At 68.4% G+C, this 15,417-nt stretch carries 12 protein-coding genes and 1 pseudogene; 2 read left to right on the top strand and 11 right to left on the bottom strand.

The annotated features are described in order from the left end of the window. Positions 1-5 precede the first annotated feature (5 nt). Positions 6-707: an endonuclease/exonuclease/phosphatase family protein gene (locus tag GJV80_RS22770; RefSeq protein WP_154689856.1), complete on the top strand. Its 702-nt coding sequence runs from the start codon at positions 6-8 to the stop codon at positions 705-707. Here GJV80_RS22770 and GJV80_RS22775 read toward each other — a convergent pair. From GJV80_RS22775 to GJV80_RS22825, 11 genes and pseudogenes are all read right to left on the bottom strand, one after another. Then, a complete protein-coding gene (locus GJV80_RS22775; RefSeq protein WP_154689857.1) occupies positions 704-1,678 on the bottom strand; it encodes an alpha/beta hydrolase fold domain-containing protein in 975 nt (324 codons plus the stop codon). The two genes, GJV80_RS22770 and GJV80_RS22775, sit on opposite strands and share 4 nt — an antisense overlap. A gap of 93 nt (positions 1,679-1,771) precedes the next feature. Continuing rightward, positions 1,772-2,782 (bottom strand): NADP-dependent oxidoreductase, encoded by a 1,011-nt coding sequence (locus tag GJV80_RS22780; RefSeq protein WP_154689858.1) that lies wholly within the window; start codon positions 2,780-2,782, stop codon positions 1,772-1,774. 9 nt (positions 2,783-2,791) lie between these two features. After that, on the bottom strand, positions 2,792-3,970 hold the full coding sequence (locus GJV80_RS22785) for an acyl-CoA dehydrogenase family protein (RefSeq protein ID WP_154689859.1): 1,179 nt from the start codon (positions 3,968-3,970) through the stop codon (positions 2,792-2,794). Between the two features lie 18 nt (positions 3,971-3,988). Beyond that, complete coding sequence (locus GJV80_RS22790; protein ID WP_154689860.1) at positions 3,989-6,193, bottom strand: thiamine pyrophosphate-dependent enzyme; 2,205 nt, start codon at positions 6,191-6,193, stop codon at positions 3,989-3,991. Between the two features lie 24 nt (positions 6,194-6,217). Beyond that, positions 6,218-7,759 carry an aldehyde dehydrogenase family protein gene (locus GJV80_RS22795; protein ID WP_154689861.1) on the bottom strand — a complete coding sequence of 514 codons (1,542 nt, stop codon included), beginning with the start codon at positions 7,757-7,759 and terminating at the stop codon, positions 6,218-6,220. Next, positions 7,756-9,099, bottom strand: coding sequence for an L-lysine 6-transaminase (gene lat / locus GJV80_RS22800; RefSeq protein ID WP_154689862.1), 1,344 nt, complete (start codon positions 9,097-9,099; stop codon positions 7,756-7,758). The genes GJV80_RS22795 and lat overlap by 4 nt, the downstream gene beginning before the upstream one ends. Positions 9,100-9,270: 171 nt before the next feature. Further along, the gene (locus GJV80_RS22805) at positions 9,271-10,929 is read right to left on the bottom strand and encodes a phospho-sugar mutase (RefSeq protein ID WP_154689863.1); all 1,659 of its coding nucleotides are present in this window, start codon (positions 10,927-10,929) and stop codon (positions 9,271-9,273) included. Next, complete coding sequence (locus GJV80_RS22810) at positions 10,929-11,738, bottom strand: purine-nucleoside phosphorylase (RefSeq protein WP_154689864.1); 810 nt, start codon at positions 11,736-11,738, stop codon at positions 10,929-10,931. Before GJV80_RS22810 ends, GJV80_RS22805 begins: the two co-directional genes overlap by 1 nt. A 14-nt stretch (positions 11,739-11,752) precedes the next feature. Then, positions 11,753-12,193 (bottom strand): gamma-glutamylcyclotransferase family protein, encoded by a 441-nt coding sequence (locus GJV80_RS22815; RefSeq protein ID WP_154689865.1) that lies wholly within the window; start codon positions 12,191-12,193, stop codon positions 11,753-11,755. Positions 12,194-12,214: 21 nt separating this feature from the next. Beyond that, the gene (locus GJV80_RS22820) at positions 12,215-12,826 is read right to left on the bottom strand and encodes a universal stress protein (RefSeq protein ID WP_154689866.1); all 612 of its coding nucleotides are present in this window, start codon (positions 12,824-12,826) and stop codon (positions 12,215-12,217) included. Positions 12,827-12,828: 2 nt separating this feature from the next. Continuing rightward, positions 12,829-14,222 (bottom strand): annotated as a pseudogene (locus GJV80_RS22825) (MFS transporter). A gap of 165 nt (positions 14,223-14,387) precedes the next feature. Between GJV80_RS22825 and GJV80_RS22830 the strand changes: the two are divergent. Then, a complete protein-coding gene (locus tag GJV80_RS22830) occupies positions 14,388-15,416 on the top strand; it encodes a carbohydrate kinase family protein (RefSeq protein ID WP_195909080.1) in 1,029 nt (342 codons plus the stop codon). The last annotated feature ends 1 nt before the right edge of the window (position 15,417 follow it).

A 15,417-nucleotide genomic window follows, 5' to 3' on the forward strand; every position in this document is an offset into this window, starting at 1 on the left:
CGGTGATGGCTGCCACCCGAGCGCCGATCCGATTGCTGACCTACAACATCCATCGCTGGGGAGACGACCGGCAGGCGGTGGCCGAGATCATCGCCCGCTGTGCGCCGGATGTGGCGATGATCCAGGAGGCGCCGACCTGGTGGGGTACCCGCCGCCGCCGGTTGGCGTTCGCGCGTTCTGTCGGATTGCACTACGCAACCGGCGCTGCCCGGACGATCGCACTGGTCGCAGATCCGTTGCGGTGGACGGCGCGGCGGGCCCGGATCCGCCGTCCGGCGGTCCGGCGTCGGAAGCGGTTGGTCGCCCTGCAACTGCCCGGCGGCGCTGTTGCGGTGAGCGGTTCCGATCCGGTGCTCACCGTGATCGGATGCCATCTCGGGCTGGCGAGGAGTGCCCGGTCCGCCGAGCTGGAGCAGGTGTTCGGCCTCCGGCGCCCCGGTGAGCCGACCGTGATCGTCGGGGACGTCAACGAGCGACCCGGCGGTCCGGTGTGGCAGCTGGCCGGTCGGGCCGGCCTGGCCGACGCCACCGCCGATGCCGGGCCGACCTTTCCGGCCAGGGACCCGCAGGCCCGGATCGACGCCGTCTGGGCGTCGCCGGAGCTGACCGTGAACCGGATCGACCCGAATGACGTAGGCGTGACCACCGTGCTGATGTCGCGCGCCTCGGACCATCTGCCGGTGCTGGTGGAGCTCCGCCGGTCCTAGGCGGTTCGGTACGCCGCCCGTAAGGCCTCGCTGATGTGGGCCTGCCAGGCGCGTGACCGGTCCGAGACCGCTGTCAGGACGCTGGAACCGTGCAGGTGACCGGGTTCGCGGATCATCGTGACCACGTTGCCGGCGTCGCGCAGCCGGCATCCGAACCGCTCCGCGGAGTCCCGCAGCGGATCGAACTCGGCGCTGACCACCAGTGTCGGCGGCAGCCCGGCCAGATTCGCGATGTGCATCGGCAGGGCGTACTCGTCGCGGGCCTGGGGCGGCAGGAACGCTGTGACGATCTCGGTCAGGAAGTCCAGGTCGGCGTCCGAGGCGAAGCTCTCGCTGGGGTCACCCGATCGTTCGAAGGCCAGCATCGGCGACTCCAGCGCCAGGTGGACCGGCTGGGTGCCGCGCCGGTCGCGGATCCGCAGCGCTGCGACGGCCGCCGTGAACCCGCCGGACGACACTCCGCCGAGTCCGAGCCGGTGCTCGTCGACGCTGAGCCCGGTGCCGGTGAGCGCGGTGTCATAGGCCAGCATCAGGTCGTGCACACCGGCCGGATAGCGGTGTTCGGGTGCCTGCCGGATGTCGACGGAGATGATCTGCAGGCCGGTGGCCTCGGCCCGCGCCGCGCAGATCCGGTCGTTGACCACCTCGTCCACGGTGCCCAACAGGAAGCCGCCGCCGTGGCACCACAGCTGGGTCGGGAAGGGAGCGGTGAGCCGTTCGGGAAGGTAGCGCCGCAGCCGCAAGCTGCTGCCGTCCGGCCTTTCGATCGGCTCGTCGCTGATCCGGACCGTGTCCGGCGCGGGTGCGGCGAACTCGACGGCCAACCGGTCCGAGAGTTGCCTCAGTGCGTCCCGACGGTGCGCGGGATCGGGGTCTCGAAGCCCGGGCAGCACAGCGCCGTGCTCCGCGATCCGGGTGAGCCACCTGGCCATCGGATCCGCGGGGTCGAGCTGGACCGGCTCCGGCGTCATGGACCCCTCCAAGAATCGTCACGCGACGTTATCGCGCCGGAGTCCGTCGCCGGGGTGATCGGGGCCGATGCCGCAGAATTCCTGAGTAGCTGCTCAGTCCAGCCTGATGATCATCTTGCCGGTGTTCTCACCGCGCAGCATTCCGATGAACGCGGCGGGCGTGTTCTCCAGTCCGTGCACGACGGTTTCCCGGACGACGAGCTGCCCGGAGGCGTACCAGGCTCCGACCGATCGTTCGAACTCGTCGGCGATGTCAGGGTGATCGCCGACCAGGAAGCCGGTCATCGTCAGCCGCTTGCCGATGAACAGCGGCAGATTGCTGGGACCCGGCTGCGGCCGGGACTGGTTGTAACCGGAGATCGCGCCGCAGATGGCGATCCGGCCACCGAGGTTCATCCGGCCGATCGCGGCTTCCAGCTGCTCGCCGCCGACGTTGTCGAAGAACACGTCGACGCCCTCGGGTGCGGCCTTCTCCAGCAGGTCGGCCGCCTGGCCGTCGTGGTAGTCGAAGGCGGCGTCGAAACCCAGGTCGCCGAGCAGATGGTCGACCTTGGCCGCGGAGCCGGCACTGCCGATCACCTGACCGGCGCCGGACAACTTGGCGATCTGTCCGGCGAGGCTGCCCACCGCGCCGGCGGCGCCGGACACGAAGACGCGGTCGCCCGGCTGGAAGCGGGCGATCCTGGTCAATCCGACGTACGCGGTACGGCCCGGCATGCCCAGAACGCCGAGATAGGCGGTCGGTGAAACGTCGGCACGGCGGGCGACCCGCGTCGCCCGGTCGGCCGGCAGCACCGCGACGTCACGCCAGCCCAGGTTGTGCACCACCAGGGCACCGACCGGGATGTCGGTGTCGACGGACGCGATCACCTCGCCGACTGCACCGCCCTGGGCTGGCTGCTCGAGCTGCCACGGCGGCGCATAGGACGGCTCGTCCCGCATCCGCCCGCGCATGTACGGGTCGACCGAGATCGCCAGATTGCGGACCGCGATCTCACCCGGGCCGGGATCGGGCAGGGTGCTGGTCACCAGCCGGAAGTTGTCCTCGGTCGGCTCGCCGTCCGGCCTGGACACGAGATGGAAGGCGTGACAGGTGATCGACATGGCAGCTCCTCAGCCGAACGCGTTCTCGCCGGTCAGTGCTTGACCGATGACCAGTTGGTGGACTTCGCTGGTGCCCTCGTAGGTGAGCACCGATTCCAGATTGTTGGCGTGTCGCATGATCGGATACTCGCCGGTGATGCCGTTGGCGCCGAGGATCGTCCGGCAGGTCCGGGCGATCTTGATCGCCTCGCGTACGTTGTTCAGCTTGCCCAGGCTGACCTGTCGGGGATCGAGTCGATGATCATCCTTGAGCCGGCCGAGATGCAGCGCCAGCAGGAATCCCTTCTGCAGTTCCAGGGCCATGTCGGCCAGTTTGGCCTGGGTCAGTTGGAAGGACGCCAGCGACCGGTCGAACACCTGCCGGTCGGCGGCATAGGCCAGTGTGCAGTCCAGACAGTCGCGGGCGGCGCCGAGGGCACCGAAGACGATGCCGAACCGGGCTTCGTTGAGACAGGACAGCGGTCCGCGCAAGCCGGTCACCTCCGGCAGCACGGAATCGGCTGGGAGGCGTACGTCCTGCAGGACGAGTTCGGAGGTGATCGACGCCCGCAGCGACAGCTTCTTGGTGATCTTGGGAGCACTGAAACCTGGCGTGTCCGTAGGGACGACGAATCCCCGGACACCCTTGCCCGGATTGTCAGGATCGGTCTGTGCCCAGACGATCGCCACGTCGGCCACCGATCCGTTGGTGATCCACATCTTGGTGCCGTTCAGCACCCAGTCGTCACCGTCCCGGCGAGCGAGGGTACGCATCCCGGCCGGGTTGGACCCGAAATCCGGTTCGGTCAGGCCGAAACAGCCGATCGCCTCGCCGGTCGCCATCCGCGGTAGCCAGTGCTGCTTCTGTTCCTCGCTGCCGAACTTCCAGATGGCGAACATGGCCAGGGATCCCTGGACCGAGACCAGGCTGCGGACACCGGAATCGCCCGCTTCGAGTTCCATGCAGGCCAGGCCGTAGGAGACGGCATTGGTTCCGGCGCAGCCGTAGCCGGTCAGATGCATGCCGAGCAGACCGAGCGCGCCGGCCTCCTTGGCCAGACCGGGATCGATCTCACCGCGCTCGTACCAATCCGCGACCTCGGGACGTACCCGCTCCTCGACCCAGTCCCGTACGGTCGCCGCAATGTCCCGTTCCTCAGCGGACAGCAGATGATCGACTCTCAGCAGTTCCAACGGCGATGTCGGCATCGTTCTCTTTCCGATTCCTCAGCGGGCGCGCCGGGCGGCGCCCCGTGTTGCGGTGATCAACTCGTGAGCGGCCTTCTCGATCTCGTCCGGACCCAACAGCACGTGATCACTCGCGCTTCCCAGCGGGATGATGCTGTCCTGGCCGGCCACCCGGGCGATGGCGCCATGGAAGCCGTGTTCGACGAGAGCGGTGACGACGCCTTCGCCGACACCGCCGCTGTGCCGGGTCTCGTCCACCACGAGGACCCGACCGGTCGTCACCGCCGCGGCCAGGATGTCCTCGACCGGCAGCGGACTCAGCCAGCGCAGATCGAGGACGGTCGACTCGACGTCGTCGGCCGCCAATCGCTCGGCGACGTGCAGGCTCATCGGCACCCCGTTGCCGAACGTGATCATGGTCAGCGCGTCGCCCTGGCGGCGGATCCGGCCGGCGCCGATCGGCACCAGGCCACCATGATCGACACTGAGCCAGCGGTTGTCGCCGGTCTCGGCCAGATCCCTGCGGTGATAGAGCGCGATCGGCTCAAGGAATACCGAGACCGTCCCGTCGACCGCAGCCGCGGAGACCAGCGTGCGGAGCATCCCCGCGGCGTCGGCACCCTGGGACGGGCAGCCGACCACGAGTCCGGGGATGTCGCGCAGTGACGCGACGGCGTTGTCGTTGTGGAAGTGGCCGCCGAATCCCTTCTGGTAGGACAATCCCGGCAGCCGGAGCACCATCGGGTTGCGGTACTGGCCCGTCGAGAAGAACTGCTGGGTCGCCGCCTCACCGCGAAGTTGATCAATGGCATTGTGCAGATAGGCCAGATACTGGATCTCGGGGATCGGCAGCAGCCCGGCCAGTCCGGCACCGAGCGCCAGGCCGAGGATCGACTGCTCGTCCAGCACCGAGTCGAAGACCCGGGCCGCACCGTGTCTGCGGGCCAGGCCGCGGGTGATGCCGTAGACACCGCCCTTCACCCCGACGTCCTCACCGAAGACGATGGCTCTCGGCTCAGCGGTCAGGACGTCGTCCAACGTCTTGTTGATCGCTTCCGCGAGGGTGCACGGCCTCGCAGGATCCTCGACACGCCGCGAATATTGGGGGATCAGTGACCCCTCGGCGTGAGTGGCGACGCGTTCGGGGTGGCGCGGGGCGAGGGGCGCCATCACGGCCTCGGCGGAGGCCAGTCGGGGCCGGCCGACCAGTGCCTGGAGTTGATCATCGATCTCGCTGCGCCGGGCGTCGTAACGGCCCAGCACCTCCTCCGGCGTCACACCAAGATCAACCAGCGCCTGTGCGGTGCCGAGCAGCGGGTCGCGGGCGTAGTCCGCCTCGATCTGCCGTCGGCTGCGGTAGGTGATCTCGGCGTCGCTGCCGGCGTGGGCCAGGAAGCGTACGCAGTGCAGGTGCAGGAAGACCGGGCGCCGCTTTGTCCGGGCAACGGCCACTGCCTGCCGCGCGGTCGCGTACACCTGGTCGGGATCGGTGCCGTCGCAGCTGAAGTACGACAGGCCGGGACGGGCGCCGTAGGCGGTTTCGATCCATCCCTTGGGCGTCGGCACGGAGATGCCGTAACCGTTGTCCTCGCAGACGAACAGGATCGGCACCGGTAGCCCGCGGTAGGCGGTGTTGATCGCGGTGTTGATCGCCCCGGTCGCGGTGGAGTGATTGGCCGAGGCATCACCGAAGGAAGCGACGACGACGGCGTCGGCCGGCCATTCCGGGCGGGTTCCCCGCGGCGCGATCCGGTGGGTGCGGGGCAGGGCGACCGCCAGCCCGACCGCCCGGGGCAGGTGCGAGGCGATCGTCGACGTCTGCGGGATGATGTGCAGCGCCTTGTTGCCGAAGACCTTGTGCCGTCCGCCGGCGATCGGCTCGTCGGCGTGCGCCATCAGACCCTGCAACACGTCTTGCACTCCGGACCGACCCGATCGGAGCAGGTAGAAACCGCCGGACCGGTAGTGCAGCAGGGCCGGGTCGTCGGGACGCAGGGCGTACGCGATCGCCGCATTGCTCTCATGTCCTGCCGAGCCGATGGTGTAGTACCCCTCGCCGAGCGCCTGCAGTTCACGGGCCACCACGTCCAGCTGCCGACTGCCGGCCTGCGCATCGAAGATCAACTCCAGCTCCGGACGGGTCAGCGGGTGCTGGGTCGGCGGGCGGGCGGACAGCGTGCTGACGCTGGCGCGGAAGTACGCCTCCAGCGCCCCGCCGGGTGTCGTGGGGGAATTACCGGCCATGCCTGATTATCGCAACGCCTCGCCTCAGTCCAGCTTGAACCCCGGGTTGCCGACCAGCGCGGCGGTGTCCATCTGTGCCTTCTGCAGCCTGCCCGAGTAGTCCCAGTTGACCGATTGCCAGCGAGTGAATTGATCAAGCACCCAGACGCCGGACTGTCGCGATCCGTTGCCGGACTTGCCGTTGCCGCCGAACGGCAGATGAGCCTCGGCGCCCGAGGTGGAGTTGTTGATGCTCAGCATGCCTGCCGAGATGCCGTCCCGGAATCCGAACGCCTCCCGGGCGTCGTTGGTGTAGATCGCCGAGGAGAGACCGTAGCCCGGAGCGTTGGCCAACTCGATCGCCTCGGTGAAGTCCCGGTAACTGGTCACGCCGACGATCGGGCCGAACGTCTCCTCATCGAAGATCCGATCACCGGGCCGCACACCATCGACGACGACCGGGTGATAGAACAGGCCGGCCGTCGGATCGCCGACGAAACCCTCCCGAGGATTGTCGGCGGTGATCCGGCCGCGCTGCGCCTGCACCCGGTGATGCGGCTGGATCAGGGAGAGGAATTCCTCGTACCGCTCGGCGAACCTGGCGTCCATCAACGGTCCCATCACCACGTCGCGGGTCGGATCGCCGACCGGCGCGGCGGCCACGGCCGCGTTGTAGCGGGCCAGGAAGTCGTCGTGCACCGACTCGTGCACGATCACCGTGCCCAGGGACGTGCAGCGCTGCCCGGCGGTGCCGAAACCGGCGAACAACGCGCCCTCCACAGCAAGATCGAGATCGGCTGCCGGGGTGACCACCATCGGGTTCTTCCCACCGAGTTCGAGACAGGCGGTCTGCAGATGACGTCCGGCCAGGCCACCCACCTCACGGCCGACGGCCGATGACCCGGTGAAGCCGATCTTGTCGATCAGGCCCTGCTCGAGGCTCTGCTCGAGGCCCGCGAAGGTGTCGGGTCCTCCGGCGTGCACGATGTTGAACACGCCGTCCGGCAGCCCGCCTCCGGCGACGAAGATCTCGTGGAACGCGGAGGACGCGGCCGGGGAGTATTCCGCCGGTTTCCAGACGATCGTGTTGCCGGCCAGTAGTGCCGGGACGATGTACCAGGACGGCACCGCCACCGGGAAGTTGCCGGCGGTGATCACCGCGACCGAGCCGACCGGGCGGCGGAAGGTGAAGAGTTGCTTGTCCGACATCTCGCTGGGCACCGTCTGCCCGTAGAGCCGGCGTCCTTCGCCGAGGAAGAAGTCGCAGGTGTCGATGATCTCCTGCACCTCGCCGAGCGCCTCGGCGTACGGCTTGCCGATCTCGGCCGTGACGATCCTCGCCAGCGCCTCCTTGTTTCCCTCGACCGCGCGGCCGATCTGGGCGATCGCCCGTCCCCGGACGGGAGCGGGGACCGCCGCCCAGGCGGACTGCGCCTTCCTGGCCGACTCCGCCGCGGCGACGAACGTCGCGGCGTCGCCGAACGAGACCTCTGCGATCACCTCGTCCAGCCGGCTCGGATTGGTGCTCGCGGCGGTCCGGCCACCCGGCACCGGGCGGCCGCCGATGATCGACGCGACCTGCTTCACTTGGCTCCTCCTACGACCTGGGCGACGGCACGATCCAGTGCATCGGCGGCTTCGTCGATCTCCGCCTCGGTGACCGAGAGCGCCGGCCGGAACCGGATCGCCCGCTCGCCGCAAGGCAGCGCCAGGACGTGCTCGTGATCACGAAGCCACGCCAGCACGCTATCGCGGGTGGTGCCGTCGATGAGATCGACGGCGACCAGCAGGCCGCGCCCGCGGACGTTGCCCAGGGTGCCGTCGGGATACTGCTCGGCGACTTTGTGCAGACGTTCGACGAAATGCCGACCCTTCGGCCCGGCGGTCTCGATCAGCCCGGTGGCCTCGATGTGTTCCAGGATCCGGGTCGCGCGAACCATGTCGACCAGACCGCCGCCCCAGGTGGAGTTGATCCGGCCGGAGACGGTGAACACGTTGTCCGGGACCTCGTCGACCCGGCGGCCGGCCATGATCCCGCCGAGTTGCACCTTCTTGGAGAAGGCGACGACGTCGGGTTGGAGTCCCAACTGCTGGTAGGCCCACGGCGTGCCCGTGGTGCCCATCCCGGTCTGCACCTCGTCGAGGATGAACAGCGCGTCATGATCATGAGTCAGCTGCTGCATCGCCTGCAGGAACTCCGGGCGCAGGTGGTTGTCACCGCCCTCACCCTGGATCGGTTCGCAGATGAACGCCGCGATGTCGTGCGGGTACTGCTCGAACGCCTGCCTGGCCTGGTCGAGCGCGCGCTCCTCGGCGGCCACCAGCTCGGGAAGATGATCTTGCAGCGGGAAGGTGATCGCCGGTACATCGATCCGCGGCCAGTCGAACTTGGGGAACCTGGCCACCTTGTTCGGCTCGGTGTTGGTCAGCGACATGGTGTAGCCGCTGCGGCCGTGGAAGGCGCGGGTCAGGTGCAGGATTCGGGTGCCGAGATCGGCGGACCTGCCGGCGGCCTCGTTGCGCCGGCTCTTCCAGTCGAAGGCCACCTTCAGGGCGTTCTCCACCGCCAGCGCGCCACCCTCGACGAAGAACAGATGGGGCAGCGCCGGGTCGCCGAGCACCCGGACGAAGGTCTCGACGAACTCGGCGTACTCCGGGCTGTAGATGTCGGAGTTGGCGGGCTTGTTCGCGGCGATCCGGGCGAGCTTGTCCAGGAATGCCTGGTCGTCGGTGATGCAGCGCGGGTTCAGGCCGAGCGGCGCGCTGGCGAAGAACGTGTAGAAGTCCAGGTACACCTGCCCGGTCCGAGCGTCGACCAGTCGGCTGCCCCGGCTGGCGGCCAGGTCGGCGACGAGTTTGAACCCGTCGGTCAGCACGTGACGACCGAGAACCTGGTGCACATCGGCAGGTAACACGGGATGGGACATGGTGACCTCCTGGCGATCCACATTCGTCGGCGTGACGCATCAGCTACGGGAGCATTGATGCTTATCGCAACTCTATGCCGAAGATTCTTCGGAAGACAGCGGAAATCGCGGGAAATACTGCCCGTCTGACGGGCTGTGTTGTGAATATCGTCCCGTCACCGCGCGTCGGGGTCAGGCCGTGACTCCCAGGGCAGCGGCCATCTCCGTGCGCAGCGAGCGCAGCAGGTCCGCGGCGACCGGATGCGCCTCACTCGCCCGGCGCGCGGATGTCGGCACCCGGGCCTCCAGGTAGCACTTGAGCTTCGGCTCGGTTCCCGACGGCCGGGCGACGACCTTGATCGACCTACCGGTGATCAGGACGCCGTCGGTCGGCGGCAATACGCCGGCGTCGCCGAGATCGACGCCGTCGGCAAGGTCGCGGACCTCGACCGGTTCGCCGGCCAGTACGGTCGGCGGATCGCTGCGGAGCCGGGACATCGCGTCGGTGATCAGCGACGGGTCCTCGACCCTGACGGTCAGCTGATCCGTGGCGTACACGCCGTATCGCTCGGCGATCTCGTCCAGCCGGTCGGACAGGGTCCGTCCCCCGGCGCGGAGGGAACCTGCCAGGTCGAGCACCCGGAGCAGGGCGGTGATGCCGTCCTTGTCGGGTACGGCGGCGGGGTCGACGCAGTAGCCGATCGCCTCCTCGTAACCGAACGCAAGGTCGGGAACCCGGCCGATCCACTTGAAGCCGGTCAGCGTGAACCGGAACGGATGATCATGGTCCTTGGCCATCGCCTGCAGCAGCGAACTGGAGACGATCGAACAGGCGTAGGTCCCCGGTACGCCGCGGCGCAGCGCATCGTCGGCCAGCAGTGCGCCCAGTTCGTCCCCGCGCAGCATCCGCCAGCCCGTTCCGTTCCGGTCCGGGACCGCGACGGCGCAGCGATCGGCGTCCGGGTCGTTGGCGATCACCAGGTCGGATTCCTGCCGGCCGGCGAGCTCGATCGCCAGGTCGAGTGCGCCGGGTTCCTCCGGGTTGGGGAAGGGCACGGTCGGAAAGTCGGGGTCCGGATCGGCCTGGGCGGCGACGACATGCGGCGCGCTGAACCCGGTCCGGGAGACGAGTTCCTCGACGATCTTCCGGCCGACGCCGTGCATCGGCGTGTAGACCCAGTCGACTTCCCGGGGCCCGTGCCGGGAGACCAGCTCGGTCGCCCGCCGCAGATAGGCGGTGATCAGCTGCTCCCCGATGCGGTCGTAGTCGCCGGAACGTTTGAGGTCGGCCGGTCGCCCGGACGCGACGGTGTCGATGTGCGCCGCGATCTCGCCGTCGACCGGCGGAACGATCTGGGACCCGTCACCCAGATAGACCTTGTAGCCGTTGTCCTGTGCCGGATTGTGTGAGGCTGTCACCACGATCCCGGCCACACAGTCGAAGTGGCTGATGCCGAAGGCGACCACCGGCGTCGGCAGTGGATGCTCGATGAGCAGCGGACGGAATCCGGCGCCGGCGAGGATTTCCGCGCTGTCCCTGGCGAACACCTCGGAGTTGTGCCGGCCGTCATAGCCGATGATCACCGTGCCGCCGGACAACTCGTGATCGACCAGATAACGGGCCAGGCCGGCTGCGGCCTGACCGACGGTCACCCGGTTCATCCGGTTCGGGCCCGGGCCGAGCGGCCCGCGCAGCCCGGCCGTGCCGAACTGGAGCCGTCCGGAGAACGCATCGGTCAACTCCGCCTCTGCGGCGGCGTCACCGCCCGCCGAGCGTCGCAGAAGATCATCGAGTTCGGCGGCGGTCGCCGGGTCCGGATCCTCCGCCCGCCACCGGGCCGGATCGATCATCACAGGACCTTGGCCAGCTCAGCGAGCAGCCCTCGAAGCCGCGGCGCAGCATCCAGTCCGGCCTGGACGACCTCGGCATGGCTCAACGGCTTGGCAGAGATCCCGGCTGCCAGATTGGTGATCAAGGAGATGCCGAGCACCTCCATCCCCGCCTCCCGGGCGGCGATGGTCTCCAGCCCGGTGGACATGCCGACCAGGTCACCACCGAGTCGGGCGGCCATTCCGACCTCGGCCGGGGTTTCGTATTGCGGGCCACGGAACTGCACGTACACGCCCTCGGACAGCTCCGGCGCCACCGACCGGGCAAGATCACGAAGCTGTCGCGAATAGGCATCGGTCAGGTCGACGAAGGTCGCGCCGCGCAACGGTGACTGCCCGGTCAGATTGATGTGATCACGGATCAGGGTCAGGGTGCCCGGCGGCAGCTCGGGGTGCAGACCGCCACAACCGTTGGTCAGCACCAGCACCGCCGCACCCAGGGCGGCTGCGGTCCGGACGCCGTGCACCACGGCCTCCACCCCGCGCCCTTCGTAGAAGTGGGTGCGGCCGGTGAACACCAGCGCCCGCTTGCCCCCGGCCGTGGTGACCAGGCGGAGCACTCCGCCGTGACCGGCGACGACCGGTGTGCTGAAGCCGGGCAGGTCGGCCAGCGGGACCTCGGCGACCGTCTCTCCGATCGCGTCGGAGCCGGCGCTCCAGCCCGATCCGAGTACGAAGGCCAGGTCGGCCGCGTCGACACCGAGACGTCGGCGCACCGCGTCGGCAGCCGCCCGGGCTGCGCCGTGCGGGTCCTCGATCAGATCAACCACGGGCGACAGGATAGCTACCAGCCACTGGCGCACTGACGGCGTCGGAGTTCGGCCACGTAGTCGTCCGGCGCACCGGCCGCTTCGGCGGCATCGGCCAGGATGCCGATCGTCCGGGCACTCGGCAGACCGCCCTCGAAGTCGTTCAGCACATAGGTCCAGGCCGGCAACTCCCCGTCCAGGGTGGCGACCCGGACGGTCAGCTTGCGATAGAGCCCGGAGTCCGCGCTCTCCCAGCCGTCCAGGGCGGCGACATCGGATTCGCCGACATCGTAGAGGCCGACGAAGACCTGACCGCCCGGCTGCTCGGCCAGGGTCGGAAGAGCGCCGTCCCAACCGTCGCCGCCGAAGGTCAGGCGCCAACCCGGCAGCCAGCCGACGCCGCGGGTCGGTGAATGCGGGCAGCGGCCGGCCATCTGACCGGGATCGAGATTGCTCCCGTACGCGGCATAAATCACGCCAGCAGACGCTACCGCTGGTCAGCGGTTGTCGGTGGATTCGTCGTCGACCGGCACGTTCATCGGCGGCCCGCCGTGCGCCGGCGGCCGGATACCCGGCCTGCCGGCCGTGCCCGCCGACTCCATGATCCCGCGGGCCAGCCACTTGCCGGCCGCGACGAGCGGACTGTCGGGTGTCTGCGCGACCCGGGGCGGCATCACGACGACCGGGCAGGCCGCCTGGTAGACCAGTCGATGCGCCAGTCCCGGCGAATTGCCGAAATCGGTTCGCCGGGGTGCGTCGATGACCACCAGGTGAGCGGCCTTGGACAAGGCGGTCAGCACGGCAGACGGCGTACCCTGCCGGATCTCGCAATGCGCCCGGTGGTCGGCGCCGAGGGTCTCCCGGACGTCGTCGAACAGCGCTGCCTCGGCATGCGCCCGCTCCGCGTCAACGTCCCGGGTGACCACCGAGGGTCTGCCGGAGGCCGCCGACGGCGGCCGGGATGGACGCCAGGCGCGGACGGCGAGCAGATCCGCGTCGTAACGATCTGCTGCATCGGCCGCCCAGCGCAGGGCCATCGGCGAGTGGCTGGTCCGGCTCACCCCGACCACGATCAGCGGACGGTCGGACTCTTCGGTCTGTTCAGTCATGATCAACTCGCAGTATCGGGCAAGGCGACCTTGGACAGCGGATCAGCCACGTCCTCCAGTGACTGCCGTTCGGCATTGATACCCATCGCCAGGGCGACAACACCGCCGGCGATCATCACCGCTGCGCCGATCAGGTAACCGACGGTCAGCGGTCCGCGGCTGGAGAAGTCGCCCATCAGGTTGCCGTACAGGAACGGTGCGAACGCGCCGGCGGCCTGGGCGACGCAGAAGAAGTACGAGATCGCCTGGCCGCGTACCTCGAGCGGGAAGATCTCGCTCACCGTCAGGTAGGCCGAGGATGCGCCCGCGGAGGCGAAGAAGAAGGACACGCACCAGAAGATCGTCTGGGTCGTCGCGTTCAGCAGTCCGGCCTGGAAGAGCACAGCAGACGCGGCCAGCACCAGACCGGAGATCATGTAGGTGCTGAAGATCATCTTTCTTCGGCCGATGGTGTCGAACAAGTGCCCGAGGACGAGCGGGCCGCCAGGTTGCCGATGGCGAACGGGAAGAAGAAGTAGCCGACGTTGGCCTCGCTGATGTTGTAGAACCCCTTCAGCACATTGCCCTGGGAGAAGAAGATCGCGTTGTACAGAAAGGATTGGGTGACCATCATGGTCAAGCCCAGGATGGTCCGCCGTGGATACTGCTGGATGAAGATCCGGACGAGCTGGCCGAACGGTACCGGCGGATAGTCGATCACCGCCATCGCCTTCTCCTGCGGCACCGGCTCCAGATGGACGCCCTGACTTCGGACCCGTTCCTCGATCTCGTCCACGGTCGTTTCGGCTTGCGCGGCGTGGCCGTGGGTCAACAACCAGCGCGGGCTCTCCGGGATCGCCCGCCGCAGATAGATGATGATCAGGCCCAGGACCGGCCCGATGAAGAAGCCGATCCGCCAGGCCCAGTTCGGGCTGAACAGGTTCTGGGTCAGGATGGTGGCCAGTGCACCGAGTGCCGCACCGCCCCAATAGGTGCCGTTCACCGCGATGTCGACCCGACCCCGATAGCGGGAGGGGATCAACTCGTCGATGGCGGAGTTGATCGCTGTGTACTCTCCGCCGATGCCCATCCCGGCGATGAACCGGAAGATCCACAACATGGTGATGTTGAGGGAGAGACCGGCCAGCCCGCTGCCGGCCAGGTAGATCGCCAAGGTGAGGATGAAGAGACGTTTTCGGCCGATGGTGTCGGTCATCCGGCCGAAGACCAGAGCGCCGACGACCTGGCCGATCAGATAGACGGTGGCTGTGAAGCCGACCTGTGCCGCGCTCATGTGGAACTCGGTTGCGAAACCGCCGGCCGAGACGAGCTGGATCTCCAAGCCGTCGAGGATCCAGCTGACCCCGAGCCCCATCACCACAGACCAGTGGAAGCGGGTCCAGGGGAGCCGGTCCATCCGGGCCGGTACCAGACTGATGACGGGCGACTGTTCCTGCGCGCTAGCTGTCACGCTTGCCCTCCCTCGGCTATCTGTGAACCTTCGGGTCTCGGCGGCGGGTACACCGTCGTCGCAGCACACCTTCTGGCAGCATATAGCGACAACGATCGGGCGGGAGGGAGCGTGGCCGGGCAGTCGATCGACCTGTTGTTCACCGGAGCGATCTTCTGCGATCTGGTCTTCGCCGGGGTCACCAATCCGGAGGCCGGCACGGAGGTGTACGCCGACGGATTCGCCATCTCACCCGGTGGCGCGGCCAATCCGGCGGTCGCCGCGGCCCGGTTGGGGCGCCGCACGGCCCTGCTTTCCGAACTCGGCGACGACCTGCTCGGCAGCACGATCCGTGGCTCGTTGGCCGCCGAGGACAAGCTTGATCTCACCTGGATCGCCGAACGGCACGGCTACCAGACGCCGGTCACCGCGGCCATGACCGGACCGCACGATCGCCGGTTCGTCACCTACGCCGAGGATGAGTGCAATCTCGACTGGCCGGAGGATGCACCGCCGGTCGGGGCCGCCCATGTCAGTGTCGACGGCAACCTGCGTCCCTGGGTGCGCCGGTTGCGAGAGCAGGGCACGCTGATCTACGGCGGTGTCGGCTGGGACGAGTCGGGGTTGTGGAGCTCGGGCATCCTTGATCGGCTCGACCAGGTCGACGTCTTCGTCCCCAACGATCTCGAGGCGATGAACTACACCCGCACCGGGTCGGCCGCCGAGGCCGCCCGGAAGCTGGGGGACTACGTCGAGTTGGCGGTGGTGACCCGGGGCCGTGACGGGGTGACCGCCTACCAACGCAGCACCGACGAGCTGGTCGAGGTGCCGGCCGTGCCGACCCGTGCCGCCGACCCGACCGGCGCCGGTGACGTCTTCGTCGCAGCGTTCATGTCGACCTACGACCTCGACTGGGATCTGCACCGGCGGCTGCGGCTGGCCAATCTGTGCGCTGCGCTGTCGGTGCAGTCGCTGGGCGGAGCCGTAAGCGCCCCGACCATGGCCGATCTGCGCCGCTACCTGGCCGACCGGGTGATCGCCGACGAGGAGTTGATCGCCGAGGGGTTGCCGCACGGCGATGCGTTCATCCGGGTCGACTGGCAACCCGGTCCCGAATGGCAGCCGATCCTCGACTGGTGCGAACGTGGAACAATCGAATGAC

Origin of the sequence: Microlunatus sp. Gsoil 973 (assembly GCF_009707365.1) — a bacterium.
GTDB lineage: Bacteria > Actinomycetota > Actinomycetes > Propionibacteriales > Propionibacteriaceae > Microlunatus.

What these genes read in the sequence shown, in the direction of transcription:
- lat (WP_154689862.1), bottom strand. Translation starts at nt 9,099, where the DNA reads ATGTCCCATCCCGTGTTACCTGCCGATGTGCACCAGGTTCTCGGTCGT.
- GJV80_RS22775 (WP_154689857.1), bottom strand. Translation starts at nt 1,678, where the DNA reads ATGACGCCGGAGCCGGTCCAGCTCGACCCCGCGGATCCGATGGCCAGG.
- GJV80_RS22805 (WP_154689863.1), bottom strand. Translation starts at nt 10,929, where the DNA reads ATGATCGATCCGGCCCGGTGGCGGGCGGAGGATCCGGACCCGGCGACC.
- GJV80_RS22770 (WP_154689856.1), top strand. Translation starts at nt 6, where the DNA reads ATGGCTGCCACCCGAGCGCCGATCCGATTGCTGACCTACAACATCCAT.
- GJV80_RS22820 (WP_154689866.1), bottom strand. Translation starts at nt 12,826, where the DNA reads ATGACTGAACAGACCGAAGAGTCCGACCGTCCGCTGATCGTGGTCGGG.
- GJV80_RS22790 (WP_154689860.1), bottom strand. Translation starts at nt 6,193, where the DNA reads ATGGCCGGTAATTCCCCCACGACACCCGGCGGGGCGCTGGAGGCGTAC.
- GJV80_RS22780 (WP_154689858.1), bottom strand. Translation starts at nt 2,782, where the DNA reads ATGTCGATCACCTGTCACGCCTTCCATCTCGTGTCCAGGCCGGACGGC.
- GJV80_RS22785 (WP_154689859.1), bottom strand. Translation starts at nt 3,970, where the DNA reads ATGCCGACATCGCCGTTGGAACTGCTGAGAGTCGATCATCTGCTGTCC.